At 61.5% G+C, this 18,997-nt stretch carries 18 protein-coding genes; 11 read left to right on the top strand and 7 right to left on the bottom strand.

Translation table 11 applies throughout. The annotated features are described in order from the left end of the window. Positions 1-365 precede the first annotated feature (365 nt). Complete coding sequence (locus AC6JBC_RS09230) at positions 366-2,357, top strand: putative bifunctional diguanylate cyclase/phosphodiesterase (protein WP_498026041.1); 1,992 nt, start codon at positions 366-368, stop codon at positions 2,355-2,357. A 3-nt stretch (positions 2,358-2,360) separates the two neighbouring features. Here AC6JBC_RS09230 and AC6JBC_RS09225 read toward each other — a convergent pair whose 3' ends face one another. Further along, positions 2,361-3,317 (bottom strand): crotonase/enoyl-CoA hydratase family protein, encoded by a 957-nt coding sequence (locus AC6JBC_RS09225; RefSeq protein ID WP_498023922.1) that lies wholly within the window; start codon positions 3,315-3,317, stop codon positions 2,361-2,363. 238 nt (positions 3,318-3,555) lie between these two features. Here AC6JBC_RS09225 and AC6JBC_RS09220 point away from each other — a divergent pair, with 238 nt between their 5' ends. Continuing rightward, a complete protein-coding gene (locus tag AC6JBC_RS09220) occupies positions 3,556-3,735 on the top strand; it encodes a hypothetical protein (protein ID WP_498023921.1) in 180 nt (59 codons plus the stop codon). 61 nt (positions 3,736-3,796) lie between these two features. After that, positions 3,797-4,927, top strand: a complete 1,131-nt coding sequence (gene tgt, locus AC6JBC_RS09215; protein WP_498023920.1) for a tRNA guanosine(34) transglycosylase Tgt — start codon at positions 3,797-3,799, stop codon at positions 4,925-4,927. A gap of 3 nt (positions 4,928-4,930) precedes the next feature. Here tgt and AC6JBC_RS09210 read toward each other — a convergent pair whose 3' ends face one another. Both AC6JBC_RS09210 and AC6JBC_RS09205 read right to left on the bottom strand, forming a co-directional pair. After that, the gene (locus AC6JBC_RS09210) at positions 4,931-6,481 is read right to left on the bottom strand and encodes a sensor histidine kinase (protein WP_498023919.1); all 1,551 of its coding nucleotides are present in this window, start codon (positions 6,479-6,481) and stop codon (positions 4,931-4,933) included. Positions 6,482-6,672: 191 nt separating this feature from the next. Beyond that, the gene (locus AC6JBC_RS09205) at positions 6,673-6,897 is read right to left on the bottom strand and encodes a NepR family anti-sigma factor (RefSeq protein WP_449471862.1); all 225 of its coding nucleotides are present in this window, start codon (positions 6,895-6,897) and stop codon (positions 6,673-6,675) included. Positions 6,898-7,194: 297 nt separating this feature from the next. Between AC6JBC_RS09205 and AC6JBC_RS09200 the strand changes: the two genes are divergently transcribed. From AC6JBC_RS09200 to prsR, 6 genes are all read left to right on the top strand, one after another. Continuing rightward, the gene (locus AC6JBC_RS09200; RefSeq protein ID WP_464789023.1) at positions 7,195-7,989 is read left to right on the top strand and encodes a response regulator; all 795 of its coding nucleotides are present in this window, start codon (positions 7,195-7,197) and stop codon (positions 7,987-7,989) included. Between the two features lie 343 nt (positions 7,990-8,332). Further along, complete coding sequence (locus AC6JBC_RS09195; RefSeq protein WP_464779798.1) at positions 8,333-9,001, top strand: sigma-70 family RNA polymerase sigma factor; 669 nt, start codon at positions 8,333-8,335, stop codon at positions 8,999-9,001. 51 nt (positions 9,002-9,052) lie between these two features. Then, on the top strand, positions 9,053-9,322 hold the full coding sequence (locus AC6JBC_RS09190; RefSeq protein ID WP_498023918.1) for a hypothetical protein: 270 nt from the start codon (positions 9,053-9,055) through the stop codon (positions 9,320-9,322). Between the two features lie 177 nt (positions 9,323-9,499). Further along, entirely contained in the window at positions 9,500-10,888 is a 1,389-nt protein-coding gene (locus AC6JBC_RS09185) for a TIGR03013 family XrtA/PEP-CTERM system glycosyltransferase (RefSeq protein WP_498023917.1), read from the top strand. 9 nt (positions 10,889-10,897) lie between these two features. Further along, positions 10,898-12,970, top strand: a complete 2,073-nt coding sequence (prsK, locus tag AC6JBC_RS09180) for an XrtA/PEP-CTERM system histidine kinase PrsK (RefSeq protein WP_498023916.1) — start codon at positions 10,898-10,900, stop codon at positions 12,968-12,970. Beyond that, positions 12,970-14,301 carry a PEP-CTERM-box response regulator transcription factor gene (prsR, locus tag AC6JBC_RS09175; protein ID WP_498023915.1) on the top strand — a complete coding sequence of 444 codons (1,332 nt, stop codon included), beginning with the start codon at positions 12,970-12,972 and terminating at the stop codon, positions 14,299-14,301. The genes prsK and prsR overlap by 1 nt, the downstream gene beginning before the upstream one ends. A gap of 4 nt (positions 14,302-14,305) precedes the next feature. Here the strand turns inward: prsR and AC6JBC_RS09170 are convergent, their stop codons facing one another. After that, complete coding sequence (locus AC6JBC_RS09170; RefSeq protein WP_498023914.1) at positions 14,306-14,650, bottom strand: GntR family transcriptional regulator; 345 nt, start codon at positions 14,648-14,650, stop codon at positions 14,306-14,308. A 71-nt stretch (positions 14,651-14,721) separates the two neighbouring features. Continuing rightward, positions 14,722-15,300 (bottom strand): nitroreductase family protein, encoded by a 579-nt coding sequence (locus AC6JBC_RS09165; protein ID WP_498023913.1) that lies wholly within the window; start codon positions 15,298-15,300, stop codon positions 14,722-14,724. Between the two features lie 108 nt (positions 15,301-15,408). Between AC6JBC_RS09165 and AC6JBC_RS09160 the strand changes: the two genes are divergently transcribed. Further along, positions 15,409-16,989, top strand: coding sequence for a peptide MFS transporter (locus tag AC6JBC_RS09160; RefSeq protein WP_498023912.1), 1,581 nt, complete (start codon positions 15,409-15,411; stop codon positions 16,987-16,989). A 4-nt stretch (positions 16,990-16,993) separates the two neighbouring features. Here the strand turns inward: AC6JBC_RS09160 and AC6JBC_RS09155 are convergent, their stop codons facing one another. Next, positions 16,994-17,464 carry an SH3 domain-containing protein gene (locus AC6JBC_RS09155; RefSeq protein WP_498023911.1) on the bottom strand — a complete coding sequence of 157 codons (471 nt, stop codon included), beginning with the start codon at positions 17,462-17,464 and terminating at the stop codon, positions 16,994-16,996. Between the two features lie 125 nt (positions 17,465-17,589). Between AC6JBC_RS09155 and AC6JBC_RS09150 the strand changes: the two genes are divergently transcribed. Then, on the top strand, positions 17,590-18,588 hold the full coding sequence (locus AC6JBC_RS09150) for a 2-hydroxyacid dehydrogenase (RefSeq protein WP_498023910.1): 999 nt from the start codon (positions 17,590-17,592) through the stop codon (positions 18,586-18,588). A 20-nt stretch (positions 18,589-18,608) separates the two neighbouring features. On the opposite strand, the gene copC is transcribed toward AC6JBC_RS09150, so the two are convergent. Beyond that, a complete protein-coding gene (gene copC / locus AC6JBC_RS09145; protein ID WP_498023909.1) occupies positions 18,609-18,986 on the bottom strand; it encodes a copper homeostasis periplasmic binding protein CopC in 378 nt (125 codons plus the stop codon). Between the last annotated feature and the right edge of the window lie 11 nt (positions 18,987-18,997).

Raw genomic sequence — 18,997 nt, 5'->3', positions numbered from 1 at the left:
CAATTTCGCGCCATATTAGGGCATCATGCTTGAAATCGGCATAGCCTCCTATTGCCGTTCGCCCTGAGCCTGTCGAAGGGTTCTATTTCTTTTCAGGAAGAAGAGGGCTTCGACAAGCTCAGCCCGAACGGGGGTAGGGTAATTCGGATAAAAGCTATGCCGCTCCAGCTTGCGCAGGAGGGCTGACGTGATTGCCCTTCCGAGCATTCGGTAGGGAAGTCTGAAAGTTAATCGGCCGGACAAAAGGGCGGAAAATGAGGGGGCCAGCCCGAAAGCTGACAGCCGCTCAATAGCTCCATTTCGGGCATCTTCCCGCCCCGGAATTTACCAAATAGAAATCATGTTTGGCCAAAGATGACGGAGACGTGTCACGCCTCTTCCTTCATTGGAGCGCAAAATTGCGCGCGCACCTCGCGCCCGATACTCAGCAGAGCGCTGAGGTGCAGGACAGCCTTGTCCAATCGCTCTATGCCTCGCCCAAATCGCTGATGATCGGCGCACTGGCTGGCGGAGCGCTCAGTTTCGTCGTCGCCTACCATGCTGGCCGTGCCGAAATCACCACGATCGCGGCGTTGATTTTCCTGGTCGCGGTGAGCCGGTCGATCTCGGCAGTCTATTTTCTGCGGCAGTTGGCTGATCATCAAGGACCCACGCAGCAAATCTGGGGCCTTGCCTATGAACTGGGTGCGTGGGGCTATGCGGCGCTGCTTGGTCTGCTTGCCTTTGCCACGCTGGTCCTCACCGGCGACGCGTCGTTGCATATATTGAGCGTCACGCTGGTCGCGGCCTATTCAGGCGGCATCGCGGGGCGCAATGCTGGCCGCATTCATATCGCTATTGGCCAGACATGTTTCGCGCTGCTGCCAACCTCCCTTGGTCTCTGCATCGCGGGGGGGCTTGGCTATTGGGTTCTGGCGACCATGCTGTTCCTGATGATCTTCGCCATGGCGGAAATCACGCGCACGACCCACAGGATCGTCGTGGAGGCATTGCAGGGCAATTATGAAAAGTCGCAGCTGGCAACGAAGTTCGAGCGGCTGGCGCGGTTCGACAGCCTGACCGGTGTCGAAAACCGGATGGCGATGCAGATGCGTTTGCGGGAACTGTTCGACAAGCGTCAGTCCGATCAGGACCCGATGGCCGTGTTCTGGATGGACCTGGACCGGTTCAAGGAGATCAACGATTCGCTCGGCCATATCATTGGCGATCAGCTGCTCTGCACTGTAGCTGCCCGGCTTTCGCATGCGCTTGATAGCCGTGGCCATGTCGCGCGCTTTGGCGGGGACGAGTTTATCGTGATTTGCCCCGGCGCGGATCGCTCGATTGCCGAGCAGATCGCCCGTGACGTGATGGCAGAGTTCAGCCACGACTTCGACGTCAGCGGCTATCACCTGACAGTCACCGCATCTATGGGCATTGCGGTCGCGCCCGATGACGGGCGCGATAGCGAAGAACTGCTCCAGCACGCCGACATGGCTCTGTATGAGGCGAAACGCACCGGGCGGAACCGCCATGCGCAGTTCGACTGGTCGATGAAAGAGCGGCAGAACCGGACCTATGAGCTGGAAATGGCGCTGCGCAGCGCCATGGCGAATGGTGAGTTGCTACTGCATTATCAGCCGATCTTTGACACCGTCACCGGCAAGATCGCCATCTGCGAAGCGTTGATGCGGTGGGACCACCCGACCATGGGCCGGATTTCGCCGGTCGAATTCATACCGGTCGCCGAAAGCAGTTCCCTGATCGAACCGATCACCGCATGGGCGTTGGAGCAGGCGTGCCGGGACGCCATGCTATGGGAAGATCATGTCCGCGTCGCCGTTAACATCTCGCCCGCGCTGATCAAGAGCGACGGGCTTCCGCGCGCCGTCATATCGGCGCTGATGGGATCGGGCCTGAAGGCCAAGCGGCTGGAACTGGAAGTGACCGAGTCCATCTTCCTGGAAGATAGTGGCCGGACCAGCCTCATCCTGTCGGAGCTTCAGCGTATCGGGTTGCGGCTGGCCCTTGATGATTTTGGAACCGGCTATTCGTCGCTCGGCTATCTGCGCGACTATTCCTTCGACACGCTGAAGGTCGATCAAAGCTTCATGCGCAGCGTGGGTGAAAAGGGGCGGGATCGCGCCATCGCCCAATCGGTTGCCTATCTGGCCCATTCGCTCGACGTCGAAACGGTGGCGGAAGGCATCGAGACCGAAGAGCAGCTGCGTTATGCGCGTGAGATGGGCTTCACCAATGTACAGGGATTCGTGCTCAGTCGCCCGATGCCCGCCGAAGACTTGCTCAACATGATGAACGACATGCAGCGCGAGAAGAGCAATGTCGTCACGCTCATGCAGAGCCGCCGCCGCGCTTGACGGCTATTTGGTCAGGCGCGTCTGGGCCGAAGCAAGCCGACGCATCATGCGCAGGTCCTTGGGATCCAGCTTGAGCGCGGTTGCCGCCCAATTTTCGACAATGTCCTTAAGCTCGGCATAATCGAGCGGATCGACGCGGCGGCCCGCTTCGAACACGCCGACATGGCCCGCATGGTGCGGACGGTTGCCGGTGATATAGTCGCGCACGGCCTGTTCGCCCTCTCCATCCTCGGCAAGGATGGTGACCACGCCCATGTCGTACATCTCTTCAGCGGTATAGACCTTGCCCGACAGGATCATGCGTTCCGCCATGCGACGGCCGAGCTTGCGGGCCAGAATGGAATAGGCGCCCATGCCGGGAAAGAGGCCGAAGAGCATTTCGGGCAGCCCGAAGCGAGCGCTCCGCTCCGCCACGACGACGTCGAAGCAAAGAAGCGCCTCGAAGCCGCCGCCAAGTGCATCGCCCTGCGCCAATGCGATAGAGATTAGCGGCATATCCGCATTGCGCCAGGCGCGATGGACCACGTCGATGCAGGCATGGCCATATTTGACGAGGCCGGGCAGGTCGCCCCGCTCGATGCAGCCAGCAAACAGCTCAAGGTCGCCGCCAAGGTTGAAAACGCCCGGAAAACGTGAGCCCAGCACCATATATTTGAGCGGCAGAGCGCCTTCATCAAACAGCCGCTTGGCCTCTGTCTGCCAAAGCCGAATGTCGCGCAGCATCGGCAAATTATAGTTTGGCCGATTCGCGGGGGTCATGAATGCCCATAATGTGTCGGTCGATTCTTCAAAGCTGACATCGACCTGACCCAGGTCGAACAGCATCGAATGGCCGTTGTCCCGCGCCTGAGGCGCAGCTTCCGTAGCGGCAAATGGCTGAATGCTTTCGACATGCAGATGCACGGTCGAAGCGTCTTCCACCTCATCACGTGCCGGATTAAACCGTCCGGAATCAATCATCTGTGCCCCCGCATTTCGATATGTGCTGAGGAAAACAATATTGTCAGACCTATGCAACCGCCGCGAACCCGAAGAGTGGGTCATTAACCCTTTTTATCGCCGACTGTTGCCTCTAAGTAGCAGAAATGACGCGATCACTATGGTTAACGTTGTATTAATGCAACAAATGCCGTTAACCAATTTGCAGATGAAGATCGTCTCAGGGCTTTGTTAACCTTTATTAATTATGAAATGGTGCATGGACACACATCGCACCGATCCACAGATTGTGACGCTCCTGCTTCATGATGAAGAGGGGACGAGCTGGACCCTTAACCTGGCGGCTGATTGCCTGTGCTTCATCGGCAATTACCGGCGTGTGGAGGGTTTCGACATCGATGCGATCGTTGCGTTCGACGGCCTGCGCAAGGCTGGTTGATCCCGCATAATTTTCAAAAAGCGGTTCCCACTTCTTCGCGCGATGTTCTAGAGCGCGCAGCGTGACTCAATCCCGCTTTTCTTTCGCTATCGCCGCAACGGACGGCAAGGCCCGCACGGGCACGATCCAGATGCGCCGTGGGGAGATCAGAACCCCCGCCTTCATGCCGGTGGGCACCGCCGCGACCGTAAAAGCCATGCGACCCGCCGAGGTCCGCGCGACTGGCGCTGATATCATCCTGGGCAATACCTATCATCTGATGCTGCGTCCCGGCGCCGAGCGTGTAGCAAGACTGGGCGGACTGCATAGCTTCATGGGCTGGGAACGGCCGATCCTGACGGACAGCGGCGGTTATCAGGTGATGAGCCTGTCCGCGCTCACGAAGATGAGCGAGGAGGGGGTGGCCTTCGCCAGCCATATCGACGGGTCCCGTCATATGCTGACGCCCGAACGGTCGATGGAGATTCAGCGCCTGCTCGACAGCGACATCGTCATGGCGTTCGATGAATGCACGAAAAATGGCTGCACTCACGACGAAGCCGCGCACAGCATGGAGCGATCGATGCGGTGGGCGAAGAGGTCGCGCGATGGCTTTGACGCGGGCGGCGAACATGCCGAGCGCGCGGCGCTGTTCGGCATCCAGCAGGGTTCGCTTGACGAAAATCTTCGGCGTATTTCGGCGCAGAAGCTGATCGAGATCGGCTTTGACGGCTATGCCGTCGGCGGCCTGGCCGTCGGGGAGGGGCAGGAGGCGATGTTCGGCTGTCTCGACTATGCGCCCGATATGCTACCGCAGGACAAGCCCCGCTATCTGATGGGGGTGGGCAAACCCGACGACATTGTGGGAGCCGTGGAACGCGGCATCGACATGTTTGACTGCGTTCTGCCGACGCGCAGCGGGCGCAACGGACAGGCTTTCACCTGGGCAGGCCCGCTCAATATTCGCAACGCTCGCTTTGCCGAGGATCTTTCGCCGCTCGATCCCCGCTGCACCTGCCCGGTCTGCGCAACATGGAGCCGCGCCTATCTGCATCATTTGGTAAAGGCCGGAGAAATGCTGGGCGCCATGCTGATGACTCAGCATAACATCCACTTCTACCAGTCATTGATGCAGGCGATTCGCGACAATATCGCACAAGGCCGGTTTTCTGCCTTCGCGGCGGATTTCCGGCGCGATTATCAACGGGTCTGATGATCAGGGAATGACGGTGATGGCGATGGCATAGTCGCCAGCGACCGGATCATGATCCAGCGGAGCGCGCAGCTGGCGGGAAAGGCCCGTCAGTACCCGGCCATAACGTTCCTCGATCCGCTCGCCCATCGCATCCGTAGCGCGCAAGGCCGGGGAACTGATGTGAAGGATCGCGCGGTCTTCGCGTCCGGGTTCGAGCTGCACCGTTATGCGCATGCCCGTCCTGGGATCGGACAGCATCGCCAATTCCACCAGTTCGGTCAGCAGGAATGCGATAGGTACGGCGACGTCCTGACTGATGTGCAGATTGTCGCTGTCGATCTGGATGCCGAACCGACGCGCTTCGGCTGGAGCAGTGCCGCGCAGGCTGGCGGACAATTCGCTGACCAGTGACCGCACGCCAACGCCGCGATGCTCCTCCAATTCCGCATAATGGTTGCGATGGACGACCGACAATGCATCGACGCGGCGCTGGATGGAGGCATAGGCCTCCACGGCTTCGGGCTCGTGCGCGGCACGGGCATGCAGGCTGATCAGGCTGGCGATGATCTGGAGGTTGTTCTTGACGCGATGATGCACCTCTCGCGTCAATTTGCGCTGGGTTTCCAGACCTTCGGCCATCTCGGCCTCATGCGTTGCGACATCCTCGCTGATTTCGCGGAAGGTTTCGCCCAGCGCCACTATTTCCTGCGCTGGGGTGCGTATGCGGCGCATGGGTTCCAGCACTTCGCCGGGATGATAGGCGGCCACTGTGCGGCGAAGCACCACGAGCGGGCGGATCAGCAGCCGGTTGACCACGAACCAGCCAATCGCCGCCGCCGCGAACCACATCACCAGCGGCAGGAACAGCGAAAGCATGCGCGCAAGCGTGACCGGCGGATCGCGCAAGGTCATGGTGAGCAGGATGTCCGGCGGATCAAGCCGCGCGGACAGGCTGGTGCTTTTGCCCCGCACATTGCCTGTCGGACGACTGACCACCAGAAGCTGATCGCCCTGCTGCAAGCTTAACTGCCGGTTCTGGAGCGCGGTGGTCGGGCTGGCGATCGTTTCCAGATAGGAGCGCGAATAATAGGCGATCGCCGCCACCTGCCGGTTGTCGCTGACCACGCGGCTGACAAGATAGCCAGATGTTGGCAGCAGGAGCGCCGGGGCCGTGTGAAAACGTGCCGCCTTGGTCAGGCCGTGCGGTTCTGGCTGGGACGATCCGCAGATGCGGCGACCCTTTCGATCGTAGATATAATATCGGCCGCCTTCCCGGTCGTGGGACGTCAGGAAAAGCGACAGACGCTGGCACATTTCCGGCCCCTCGCTGCCGGTGGATAGCGCGTTGGCGGTAAGCAACAACGCCGTTCGATCCGAAGCCAGATCTTCGGTCAACTTGCGCGCGCTCTGCGTCACGGACACTCGAAGCAGCGCTTCCTTTTCCAGGTCAGACGTCCGGATGGCCTGCAACGACGCGACAAGGGCGATAAGGCCCAGCGGCAGCAGGGCGAGCGTCAGGATGAGGAACATCTTGACGCCGGTGGATTGGATCAGGCTGTTCAGGTTACGCATGAGCAATCAACTGGCTGGGACTGGCCGTCCCGTTCATGCGATAATCAGGAATAGGTCGACTGGAAGAGCTTGGCGCATTCGAACACGTACCGCCCATGCAACGGATCGGCCCACGCATATTCCATTTTCGAAAAGCACCAGTCTGCCCTCCGTCCGGGACGCCTCAATGACGTCGATCCTCGAACCGACGCTTAGTCCAGCTTCCGCAGTAGGTCGAGCATTTCGGAGGGAATGTCTTCATCCACCGCACGCTGATAGACGGAGCGCAGCGCGTTGGCGACCTGTCCGTCACCCTTGGCGGGGGAGGAGCGCCGTTTTCGGGGCGCGCTGCCAGTCACGCCCGAATCCGGGGTGTTGGCGCCGACATCTTTCTTGTCCCCTCCCTTCACATCCCGTTCCGTCGTTGAAGCAACCAAAATACGCCCCTCTGCAACGCTAACATGTCAATCGGCATTTCTTTTGCGGCTTTCCCGCACGACGTCAATTGACCGCCAGCGGACCTTTACATCAAAATCCAGATTTCAGTTAAAAAACCGAACGGCAGTGAAACAAATCTTTTCGTCGTTGGTTCCCCACTTCGAAGCATTTTTTGTGGCCTTGTGAAAGGCGACCGAGAGGGGCGGGGGCTTGCCACATCGGCATCGGCAATCCATCCTTTCGCGCAGCGAGTGTTTAGTAGCAATGCGCCCTATGGGCTGGGAGAAGATTTACAGATGTCGCTTGGACAGCAACTGCACCCCCATCTTCCTTTTTTGCGCCGCTATGCCCGCGCCCTGACGGGCAGCCAGGGTCATGGTGACGCTTATGTGCGTGCGACGCTGGAAGCGATCGTCGCGGCGCCCGAAGAGTTTCCGGCCGATGTCGATCCACGGCTTGGCCTTTACCGGACGTTCCACGCGATCTGGTCATCCTCTCATCTGGAGGATGGTCCGGTCCTGACGGGCAATGATGGACAGGAAGCGGTCGCGCAGGCACGGCTCGCGCGGCTGACGCCGCTCCCCCGGCAGGCGCTGCTGTTGACGGCGCTGGAAGGTTTCACGGTCGATGACGTCGCCTATCTGATCGGTCTGGACCCGGCCGATGTCGAGGCCCTGGTGGAAGAAGCGCTTGGCGAGATTGAGGCACAGACCCGCGCCAAGGTCCTGATCATCGAGGACGAGCCGATCATTGCCATGGACATCGAAACGATCGTCCGCGACCTTGGTCATGAAGTGACGGCGATTGCCGTGACCCGCGAAGATGCGGTGCGTGAAGCGATGGCCGAGCGGCCGGGGCTGGTGCTGGCCGACATTCAGTTGGCCGACGATTCCAGCGGCATCGACGCGGTGAAGGATATTCTCGCGGAGTTCTCTGTGCCGGTCATTTTCATCACCGCTTTCCCGGAGCGTCTGCTGACGGGCGAACGCCCAGAACCGACGTTCCTGATTACCAAGCCGTTCCAGCGTTCGACGGTCAAAGCGGCCATTTCGCAAGCCCTTTTCTTTGACGAGGCCACCGCCCCGGCATGATTGGGCAAAGCCGACGTGCCATAAAAGACTGAATGAGTGGCGGAACCCGGCTCATTCCCCCGCGTTATTCATGCGTAACGATCGGGAGGTGAATTATGGCGGAAGAGGAAAAGCACGTTGCTGCCGAAGACGCCAGGTCAGGATCGACGCCACACATAGTCCGTTACATTCTCGGCATTTCGCTGCCTCTGGTAATTATTGGCATGCTTATCGTGCTGTGGAGCTATTACGGGTAAACAACATTGGTTCCGTGGAACAATGGGTATAGGATGCGGACGCACATATGGCTTTGACGGCTTCGGTTCATGAGGCGAGGGCGACAGCCAGTAAGAGGGTTGTTCCCATGAGCGAAGGGCTTGGCCAGGAGGCGGAGCACCAGGAAGAAGAGCGGCAGTCGCTCTCGGATTCGGATTTCAAACGTGAACTGGCTGCGGTAATCCCGCACCTGCGCGCATTTGGCCGATCCCTTTCGGGTAACCGCGATGTAGCCGATGACCTCGTTCAGGAAACGCTTTTGAAGGCATGGGCGGCGCGTGCCCGTTTCCAGGCGGGCACCAACATGCGCGCCTGGACGTTCATCATTTTGCGCAATCATTATCTGTCGCAGATGCGGCGCTCGCGCTTTCGTGGTGATTGGGATGACCTGACGGCTGACCGCTTGCTGGCGGCGCCTGCTGGTCAGGACAAGCATGTCGAGTTGTCCGACATGCAGCGTGCCCTTTTGCAATTGCCCCAGCCGCAGCGCGAGGCGCTCATCCTCGTCGGCGCGGGCGGCTTTGCCTATGAAGAAGCCGCCGAAATCTGCGGCGTCGCGGTTGGAACGATCAAGAGCCGGGTGGCGCGTGGACGTGCTGCACTGGAACAGATTCTCGAAAGCGGCGATCTGCCCTCGCGGCGGACGCAGGAGACCAGAGACACAGCCGTTCTGGACGAGATCATGGACGATGTCGATCGCCTCAGCCGGGGGCGTGAGACGAGGCAGAGTCCCGACCTGGATGCCGATGACGTATAAGGCCGGTTCCTGCCGACCTTCCCGAAGTGGAAGGGGCATGGGAGAAGGACTATGGTTGAGGGTGGAAAGAGAGACCCTCCTCTGGACCGCGAACAGCGGGAACAGATGATCGAAACCCAGCGGTCTCGCGGTAGCACCGTGATTTTCGCGATCGTTGCGATTGCCCTGATCCTGGCTATCGGCTTCTTCTACCTGACAAAGGAACGCGAAAGTCGAGTGGGCGACACGCTGATCGAGGCGGCCGATTCACCCGACAGCGCAGCGCATGTGGTTGGCGATGCTGCTCAAAATGAGGCGGAACGGCTGAACAGCCGGAACTGACCTGCGGGCAGACGCGCTGGTAACGGAACAGGCGGCAGCGCAGGCCATCTTCAGAAAATCTTTGGGAATTTCCTCCACAGTCATCGCATTGTCGGATTTCCTTACAGTCATTGTAAGCGATTCCGATGCCAACAAGGCTGCCTTTGCCAACGGCAGCGCCGGGAATGCGCGCGATTGATGATCAGGCTGTTCAAACATTATGTGCCGCATGCCGTGTTGTTGCTGGGCCTGCTTGATCTGCTGCTGCTGCTGGGAGCAGCCGAAGCCGGATGGATATTGAGAGCTCGGCAGATCGGCATGGATGTCGATCAGATCACGACGCGCGCCGCGCCGCTGATCAGCTTTGCGCTGTCGATCCAGACCGCCATGATCGCGGTGGGCGTCTACGGCACCGAAGCGCTTCAGTCGATCCGTTTCGCCTTCGCGCGGCTGCTCGTGGCCATTTCGCTGGGCGTTATATTCCTGTCGGTCATGCATTTCGTGCTGCCCGACCTGACGCTTTGGCGGTCCAATTCTCTTTATGCCATGGCGCTTGCTATCACTCTGCTGCTGGCGGTGCGTTTGCTGCTGGGGTCGATGCTCGGCGGTGAGGCGTTCAAGCGTCGGCTTGTCGTTCTGGGCGCGGGCAATCGCGCCAACCGCATTCGCGAACTGGAGCAGCGCAAGGGGGCGGGATTCCTGATCGTCGGCTATATCGCGATGAATGACGGGACGCAGGTGATCCCCGAAGCGATCAACCGCAGCGCCATCTATAATCTGGCGGATTTCGTGGTGCGGCTGGCCGCCAGCGAGGTCGTATTGGCGCTGGAAGAACGCCGCAACGCACTCCCCTTGTCGGACCTGCTGCGTATCAAGACCACGGGCGTCCATGTGAACGAGATATCGACCTTCCTCGAGCGTGAGACGGGGCGGGTCGATCTCGACAGCGTAAATCCCAGCTGGCTGATCTTTTCGGACGGCTTCTCCGCCGGCCGCCGTCTGTCCAGCATCGCCAAGCGGCTCTTCGACGTCATCGCCAGTTCCATCCTTCTGCTGCTGACCGGCCCGATCATCCTGATTGCGGCGATCCTGGTGAAGCTCGACAGCAAGGGTCCGGCCTTCTACCGCCAGCAGCGCGTCGGCCTGTTCGGCGAGGAATTCTGGATCGTGAAGCTGCGCACCATGCGGCAGGATGCCGAGGTCAGCGGGCAGGCGATCTGGGCGGAAAAGGACGATCCGCGCATCACCCGGCTCGGCTACTGGCTCCGCAAGCTGCGCATCGATGAACTGCCGCAGACATGGACGGTGTTGAAAGGGGAGATGAGCTTCGTTGGGCCGCGCCCGGAGCGACGCCAGTTCGTCGAGGATCTGGAGCAGCACCTGCGCTATTATGCTGAGCGCCACATGGTGAAGCCGGGCATCACCGGCTGGGCGCAGATCAACTATCCCTATGGCGCATCGATCGAGGACAGCCGGAACAAGCTGGAATATGATCTCTACTACGCCAAAAATTATACGCCCTTCCTCGACCTGCTGATCCTGATCCAGACCCTGCGCGTCATCCTGTGGCCGGAAGGTGCGCGCTGAGGCGCGGCGATGGGCGCGTTGCTGCAATTTGTCGGAGATTGGGGCCATGCGCTGGCCGCCGTGCTGTTCGCGGCGGTTGGGATATTCGGCCTGCGCCGCCGGGAACAAGCGGCAGACCAGCGGATGCTGGCTGTCGCGCTGCTGCTGACATCCTGCTGGTCGCTCTATGTGTCCTTCGGCGGGGTCGACAGGCCGCTGACGGGCATTGGCGAGAATATCCGCAACGCCGCGTGGCTGCTGTTGCTGTTCATGATGCTGCGCCGGGATGCGGCTGCGCGGGCGGGATCGATGGTGGCGATCGGATCGGTCTACGCGGCTGTCGCGGGGCTCATCCTGCTCCAGACCTTCACTGACCTCATCTGGCGGCAACTGCCGACCGCCAGTGACCTGCATCGCACGTTGATGCAGGTGTCACTCAGCCTGCACATGATGACGGCGGTCGGCGGGTTGATGCTGGTCCACCATCTCTACATCAGTTGGCCTCCGCAGCAGCGGGGACGAGTGGCGTTGCTGCTGGGCGCGCTGGCGGCGATGTGGACCTATGACTTCAATCTCTATGTGATCGGCTATTTCGCGGTCGAGCGGGCGCATGCGCTTTATGCGCTTCGTGGCCCGCTGATGGCGCTGCTCGCTCCCGTCATTGCGGTGGGCATGCGGCGGGATATGGCGGCGCAAGTCCAACTGTCGCGATTGCTCACCTTTCGCGCGCTGTCGCTCGTTTCGATCGCACTCTACGTGATCCTCATCGCGGCGGCTGCGCTGGCGATCGAGCTGTTTGCTGGCCCCTATGCCCGGATTATTCAGATCGGCTGCGTATTCTTCATGGCCGTCAGTGCGCTGGTGCTGCTGCCGTCGCCCCGGATACGGGCGCTCTGGAAGGTCCAGGTCGCCAAGCATTTCTTCCAGCATCGCTATGACTATCGCACCGAATGGATGCGGTTTGGCGAGACTATCGGCAGACCGGGCAAGGATGCACCGCCGCTGGGCGAACGGGTGGCGAAGGCCGTGGCCGACATCACCGATTCCCCCGCCGCCATATTGATGCTGCGCGCGGAGGACGGCTCCCTCGCGCTGGAGACCCATTGGAACTGGGATGGTGATCTCGCCGATGACGCGACGGTGCCTGCGCCTTTCGCCCTGCTGGTCGAGCGGAGCGGCTGGATCATCGACATCGACCAGGATCTCGCGCGTCGCGAGGGCCGTGAAGCGCCCGGATGGATGCGTGCTGACGCCCGTGCCTGGGCGTTGGTCCCGCTGATCCATTTCGGCAAGCTGATCGGTGCTATCCTGCTGGCGCGGCCTGCGATGGACCGGCGGCTCGATTGGGAAGATCTCGACATGCTGCGCACGGCGGGCCGTCAGGCGGCGAGCTATCTGAGCGAAGCGCAGGGGCAGCAGGCGCTGGACGATGCCCAGCGCTTCGACGAATTCAATCGCCGCTTCGCCTTCATCATCCATGACGTCAAGAATCTGGTAAGCCAGCTGTCCTTGCTCGCCCGAAATGCGGAGCGGCATGCCGAAAATCCCGATTTCCGGGCGGACATGGTGCTGACGCTCAAGGAATCGGTGGGCAAGATGAACGATCTGCTGGCGCGCCTGTCCCAGCATAACAAGGCGCGCACTGCCGAGCGCCAGCCGGTTTCTCTGCTAGAAATCTCGGAGAAGGTCGCCAAGAGCCGCTCGCGCCAGCACGAGGTTCGCCTGACGGGCGACGCTCCGCTCGCCTTGGCTGATCCGGCAAGGGTCGAGCAGATCATCGTTCACCTGTTGCAGAATGCGATCGACGCGAGCGCTGCGGGCGAGCCGGTCGAAATCCGGCTGGGGGGGGATGGCCGCTGCTCGACGATTGAAGTGATCGATCAGGGCTGCGGCATGACCGCCGAATATGTGCGCCGTGATCTGTTCAAACCCTTTTCCTCCAGCAAGGCCGGGGGCTTTGGCATCGGCGCTTTTGAAGCACGGGCGCTGGCGCAGGGGATGGATGGGAGCATCGAGGTGGAAAGCAAGCCGGGGCAGGGAAGCCGCTTTACGTTGCGGCTGCCTGTCGCGCCGCTGCAAGGTACAGAGGGGATGGCCGCCTGATGAGCGACACGCGACCCAAATTGTTGATCGTGGAGGATGACCCCGGCCTGCAACGGCAGTTGCGTTGGGCTTATGAGGATTATCAGCTGTTCATCGCGGGCGACCGGGAGGAAGCAATCGAGATGTTGCGGGCGGAGGCGCCCGATGTCGTAACGCTGGACCTTGGCCTGCCGCCAGACCCGGACGGCACCAGCGAGGGTTTCGCGACGCTTGGCGAAATGCTCCAGATCAAGCCGGATACGAAGATCATCGTCGCCTCGGGCCATGGCGCGCGCGAAAGTGCCCTCAACGCCATTTCCGGCGGCGCCTATGATTTTTACCAGAAGCCTGTCGATATTGACGAGTTGGGACTGATCGTTCGCCGGGCCTTCCACGTTCATGCGCTCGAGAAGGAAAATGCCCGGCTGGCCGACGTCGCGCCTGAGGAAGGGCGCGTGCTGGGCCGGTTGATCACGGCCGCGCCGGAAATGCTGAAGGTCGCCCGCACCATCGAGCGGGTCGCCGCGGCGCAGGTTTCGGTCCTGCTTACCGGCGCGAGCGGAACGGGGAAGGAATTGCTGGCGCAGGGGCTGCATGATGCGAGCCCGCGCCGGAATAACGCCTTCGTTGCCGTAAATTGCGCCGCGATCCCGGAGGCGTTGCTGGAGGCCGAGCTGTTCGGCCAGGGCGGCGCGGCGGGCAAGATCGAACGCGCGCAGGGCGGCACGTTGTTTCTGGACGAAGTCGGCGAACTGCCGCTGGCTTTGCAGATGAAGCTGCTGCGTTTCCTACAGGATCGGCTGGTCGCCAGCGGGCAGGATACGGTCGTGGTGGACACGCGGATCCTGTGCGCGACGCATCAGGACCTGGAGGAGATGATCCGCGCGGGCGATTTCCGCGAAGACCTATATTATCGCCTCGCCGAGATTGTCGTGCGGATACCCCCCTTGAAGGATCGGCCCGGAGACGCGGCGTTGCTCGCGCGGCATTTCCTCAACCGCTTCGCCAAGGAAATGAATCCGCAGGTCAAGGGGCTGGCCCCCGACGCTCTTGCCGCGCTGGATGCGTGGACCTGGCCGGGCAATGTGCGCGAACTGGAAAATCGCATGAAACGCGCGGTGATCATGGCCGATGGCAAGCATGTCTCGGCCGCCGATCTGGACCTGGATGGTGACCGGGCGGAGGGCAGCGACTTTGTGAATTTGAAGGCGGCGCGGGAAATGGCGGACAGGCGCGTCATCCGGCGAGCGATCGCGCGGACGGATGGGAACATCTCAGGCGCGGCGAAGATGCTGGGGATCAGTCGTCCAACTTTGTACGACTTGCTCAAACAATATCAGATACAGGGTTGAGTCATCAGGCTAGTTCAAGCCCGAGGTCTTCAGCCGAAATGCCCAACCGCTTGATCTGATCGGCGACCGGCGGCCACAATTCGTCCAGAAACCGCCGCCGTTCCGCTTCGCGCAGGCGGCGTGTCGCGCCTTCGGCCACGAACATGCCGACCCCGCGCCTGACCACTATCAGGTCGTCGTCCTGAAAGCATTGATAGGCCTTGGCAACCGTCAGCGGATTGGCGCCTTGTTGAGCGGCGAGGGCTCGGACGGAAGGGAGGATGTCGCCATCGCGATAGCTGCCGTCGAGTATCGAGGCAGTAATGATGTCGCGGAGCCGCAGATAAACGGGTTTTGACTCATCGGCCATGAGTGCATCAGTGCCATAATACAGCGATGCAGGCAATGCGATGAGCCGAGTCCGTTACCGCAATCGCCTATCTATCTGTCCCAAATGGAAACTATTTTGTCATATTCTGGCCGAGGCCGTTCTTCCTGCGGCCGTCCCGGCGTGCCGATGAATATGAACCCGGCAAGGCGTTCCTCGCCCTGCGCAAATGCCTTGCGGACATCTTCGTTATAGGCGGGCCATCCGGTCAGCCACCCCGCTGCAAAGCCCAGCGCATGGCTGGCGTGCAGCAGGTTCATGATCGCCGCGCCCGAGGATAGCTGTTGTTCCCAGGCCGGAATCTTGCTCCCGGCGACAGGGTCGGAAAGAGCAACGACGAGCGTGGGCGCCTGATGAGCGAACTGGCGCATCGCCTCCAGTTCCAGCCGCCCTGCATCCGGCTTCTCGCGTCGATAGGCGTCTTCCAACAGGGTGGCGAGGCTCTCGCGCTTGTCATCCGGAACGATGACGAACCGCCAGGGCGCCAGCTTGCCATGGTCGGGCGTGCGCAGCGCGATCTCCAATATCTCGCGCAACTGGCCGGTATCCGGGCCAGGCGCGATAAGGTCGCGCGGCTTACCGGAACGGCGGGTGCGCAGGAGCGAGAGCGGGGTGGTTGCGTCGTTGAACATGGCGCTCCAAATGGCGCGGCTCTACGCAGGGCGCAAGTGCGGCCTGCTTTGACAGGGGCGGGATTTCCGATCTAGGCTTCGTATCACCTTGGTCCGGACGGGAAACGGATGGCGACCGCATCACCTATGACGCCCGCTTCGGGCAGGACATGGCTTGGCCACCCGCGCGGGCTGTTCCTGCTGTTCTTCGTCGAAATGTGGGAGCGCTTTTCCTTCTACGGCATGCGCGCTCTGCTGATCTTTTACCTGACGCAGCATTTCCTGTTTTCGGATCGCGACGCTGCCCATTCTTACGGTGCCTACATGTCGCTGATCTATATCTCACCCCTGATGGGCGGCTATCTGGCCGACCGTTATCTGGGGCAGCGCAAGGCGGTGCTGTTCGGCGGCATCGTAATCGCCGCCGGGCACATCATCCTGGGTATGGAGGCGGATGGAGCGGCGAACAGCATGGGGCTTGGCCTCTTCTGGCTGGGCCTTGCGACGGTCATCGTCGGCACCGGATTTCTGAAGGCCAGCGTGTCGGCAATGGTGGGTCAGCTGTACCCGCGCGATGATATGCGGCGCGATCCCGCCTATACGATCTTCTACATGGGCATCAATGTCGGCGCTACGATCGGGCCGGTGATCTGCGGCTATCTGGGCCAGCGCTGGGGCTGGCATTGGGGCTTCGGCGCCGCATCCGTCGGGATGATCGCGGGCGTCATCGGCTTTGTGCTGTGCAAACCGCTGTTGCAGGGCAGGGGCGAGCCGCCCGATCCGGCGCGGCTGGTGGAGCGAGTTGGCGGCGTCATTAGCCGGGAATGGCTGGTCTATCTGTCCAGCCTCCTGTCCATTCTGCTTTGCTGGCTGCTGATCCAGCAGCATGCGGTCGTTGGTTGGATGCTGGCGGGCGCGAGCGTGCTGATGGTGATCTACATATTGTGGGAAGCGTTCGGCCGGATGGAGCGGATCGGGCGAGACCGCATGCTGGCGGCGCTGTTCCTGCTGGTGATCAACCCGCTATTCTGGGGCCTGTATGAGCAGACGGGTTCTTCGCTCAGCCTCTTCACCCACCGATACACGGACAGGAATATCCTTGGCTTCGAAGTGCCCGCTTCGATGTTCCAGTCGGTCAATGCGGCCTATATCCTGATCTTCGGACCTGTCATGGCCGCCTTGTGGATCGCGCTGGCGAAGAAAGGGCGGGAGCCATCGACGCCTGCAAAGTTCGGTCTGGCGCTCATATTGGTCGGCGCAGGGTTCCTGATATTGGTGGCAGGGGCTGGCATGCCCGGAACGCTGATGCCGATCTTGTTCATCTTCCTTCTCTATCTCTGCCACACGCTAGGGGAATTGTGCCTGTCTCCGGTCGGTCTGTCGGCCATGTCGAAGCTGGCCCCGTCGCGGATGATCGGCCTGATGATGGGGATATGGTTCCTGGCGATGGCGCTTGGCGAATATGTCGCCGGGATGATCGCGGCTGCCACCGGCGGCACGGAGGGCGTGGCATCGCGGGACGGCGTGCTGAGCGTCTATGGTGTGATCGGCTGGTGGTCGATCGGTATCGGCGTCTTCGTGATGGTCATCGCGCCGCTGGTGAAGCGGTTGATGCATGCCGATCAGCTAGGCGGCCAAGAGGGCGCGGAGGCTGAGGCGCGGCGGGATAGCTTCGCCATAGTCGATCGTGCAAGCGACGAACCAGCCTGAACCGTCAGGAGGTCGCGCCCCAAATGTCGGTGGCGCGAATGAAGCCGCGCTGACCGCCGACGTCGAAACCGCACCAGCCATCATTGCAGGAGGACAACCGACCGACCACGCCCTTTTCCGCGCGGAAAACGGTGCGTGCACCTTCGCGCGCGGAATCTCGCATGGGCGCGACCGATGCGGTAACGATGGCGGTCGGCGTGTCACTCAGCAGCCGGACGTGCATCCAGCCCTGCGTGCCGCCCGGATCCTCAATCTTGCGCCACAAGCCCAGGACCTGCACCACCTTCACGGGCAAGTCGCGGCGGCGGTAGACCCAGCTCGATGGATAATCCAGGCTGGGTCCGACGCGCATGCGCGCTTCGTCCTGGCTGAGCGAGGCCCAGTAGGGGACGGGTTTGGATGGCGCCGCTGATGTGCCGCTGGCGAACCACAGTGCGGCGGCGATGATCCCCGCTTGAGGCAGATACCTCTTCATCCCCGATCTTTTCCCCTTGAAGTAACAGCCCGTTATAGCGTCTGGCCGATGCACCCGACAACCATTGTCTTGGGGCAGTGCCATAAGCGCTTGACCACCGCCATCGCCAGGAATAGCGGCTGATCATGGCCAAGAAACCGCGTCCCGCCAAGCCGCGCGTCGTCGTGACGCGCCGCCTGCCTCCCAATGTCGAGGCACGGATGGCCGAACTGTTCGATACGGTGTTCAATGTGGGCGATGTGCCCATGGACCGCACGGCGTTGACCCGGGCGATGGCGCAATGCGACGTGCTGGTGCCTTCTGTCACGGATCACATCGATGCGGCCCTCATCGATCTTGCGCCCGAACGTCTGCAACTGATCGCCAGCTTCGGCAGTGGGGTCGATCATATCGACCTTGGCGCGGCACGGCGGAAGGGCATCATCGTCACCAATACGCCCGGCGTGCTGACTGAAGACACCGCCGATATGACGATGGCGTTGATCCTGTCCGTACCCCGGAGGCTTGCCGAGGGTGAGAAGCTGGTGCGATCAGGCACCTGGTCCGGCTGGAGCCCATCCGGCATGCTGGGCCATCGCATCGGCGGCAAGAAACTGGGCATTATCGGCATGGGCCGGATCGGCCGGGCGGTCGCACGGCGCGCGGGGGCCTTCGGCCTGTCGATCGCCTATCATAACCGTCATCGCCTGCCCTTTGAGGTTGAGCAGGAACTGCATGCCACATGGCATGCAGACGTCGATACGCTGCTGAGCGAATGCGACATCGTGTCGATCAACTGTCCGCTCAATGCCGACAGCAGGGCATTGATCGATGCGCGGCGCATCGCGCTGATGCGGGCGGACGCCTATCTCATCAACACCTCGCGCGCCGAAATCACCGACGAGCCTGCGCTGATCGCGGCGCTGGCGGAGGGGCGGATCGCAGGAGCCGGGCTGGACGTCTATGCGCATGAGCCCGCCGTCGACCCGCGCCTGCTCGCGCTGTCCAACGTGGTATTGCTGCCGCACATGGGATCGGCGACTTTCGAGGGGCGGGACGCCACCGGCGCCCGCGTCATCGCCAACATCCGTAGCTGGGCCGACGGACACCGCCCGCCCAATCAGGTGCTGGAAGGCTGGGTCTAGAATGCAGGCGGTAGCGCGGATTATTTGACCGTAAAGCTGTATTTCCCTGCAATCTTGTTCTGGTCAGCGCCTGCCGCATGCCAGTTGAGGTCATAGCTGCCCACCGGCAGGGCGCGGGGGAGGGTGACCGTCATGGTCCTGCCATCGCCTTCGATCGATGTCTTGAAGCCTTTGAGGGGCATCGGCGCATGGCTGGCCATTCCCGGCATCCCTGTCATGACCAGATCGACGCCGCTCAAGGCCGGAAGCAGCTTTTCGGAGAAGGTCAGGCTGAGCTTTGCGGGCTTGCTGACGGTAGCGTTGGGCGCGGGGGTGGAGGACAGCAATTTCGGCTGTGCGCTTGCCAGGGAGGGCATGGCGGCCAACATAAGGGCGGCGGCGAACAGGGTAGGGCGCATGGTGCTCAACT

It is taken from the genome of Sphingobium sp. RC1 (genome assembly GCF_059738765.1).
The sequence above is the reverse complement of the archived record's forward strand: the minus strand, read 5'-3'. Positions and strand labels throughout refer to the sequence as shown.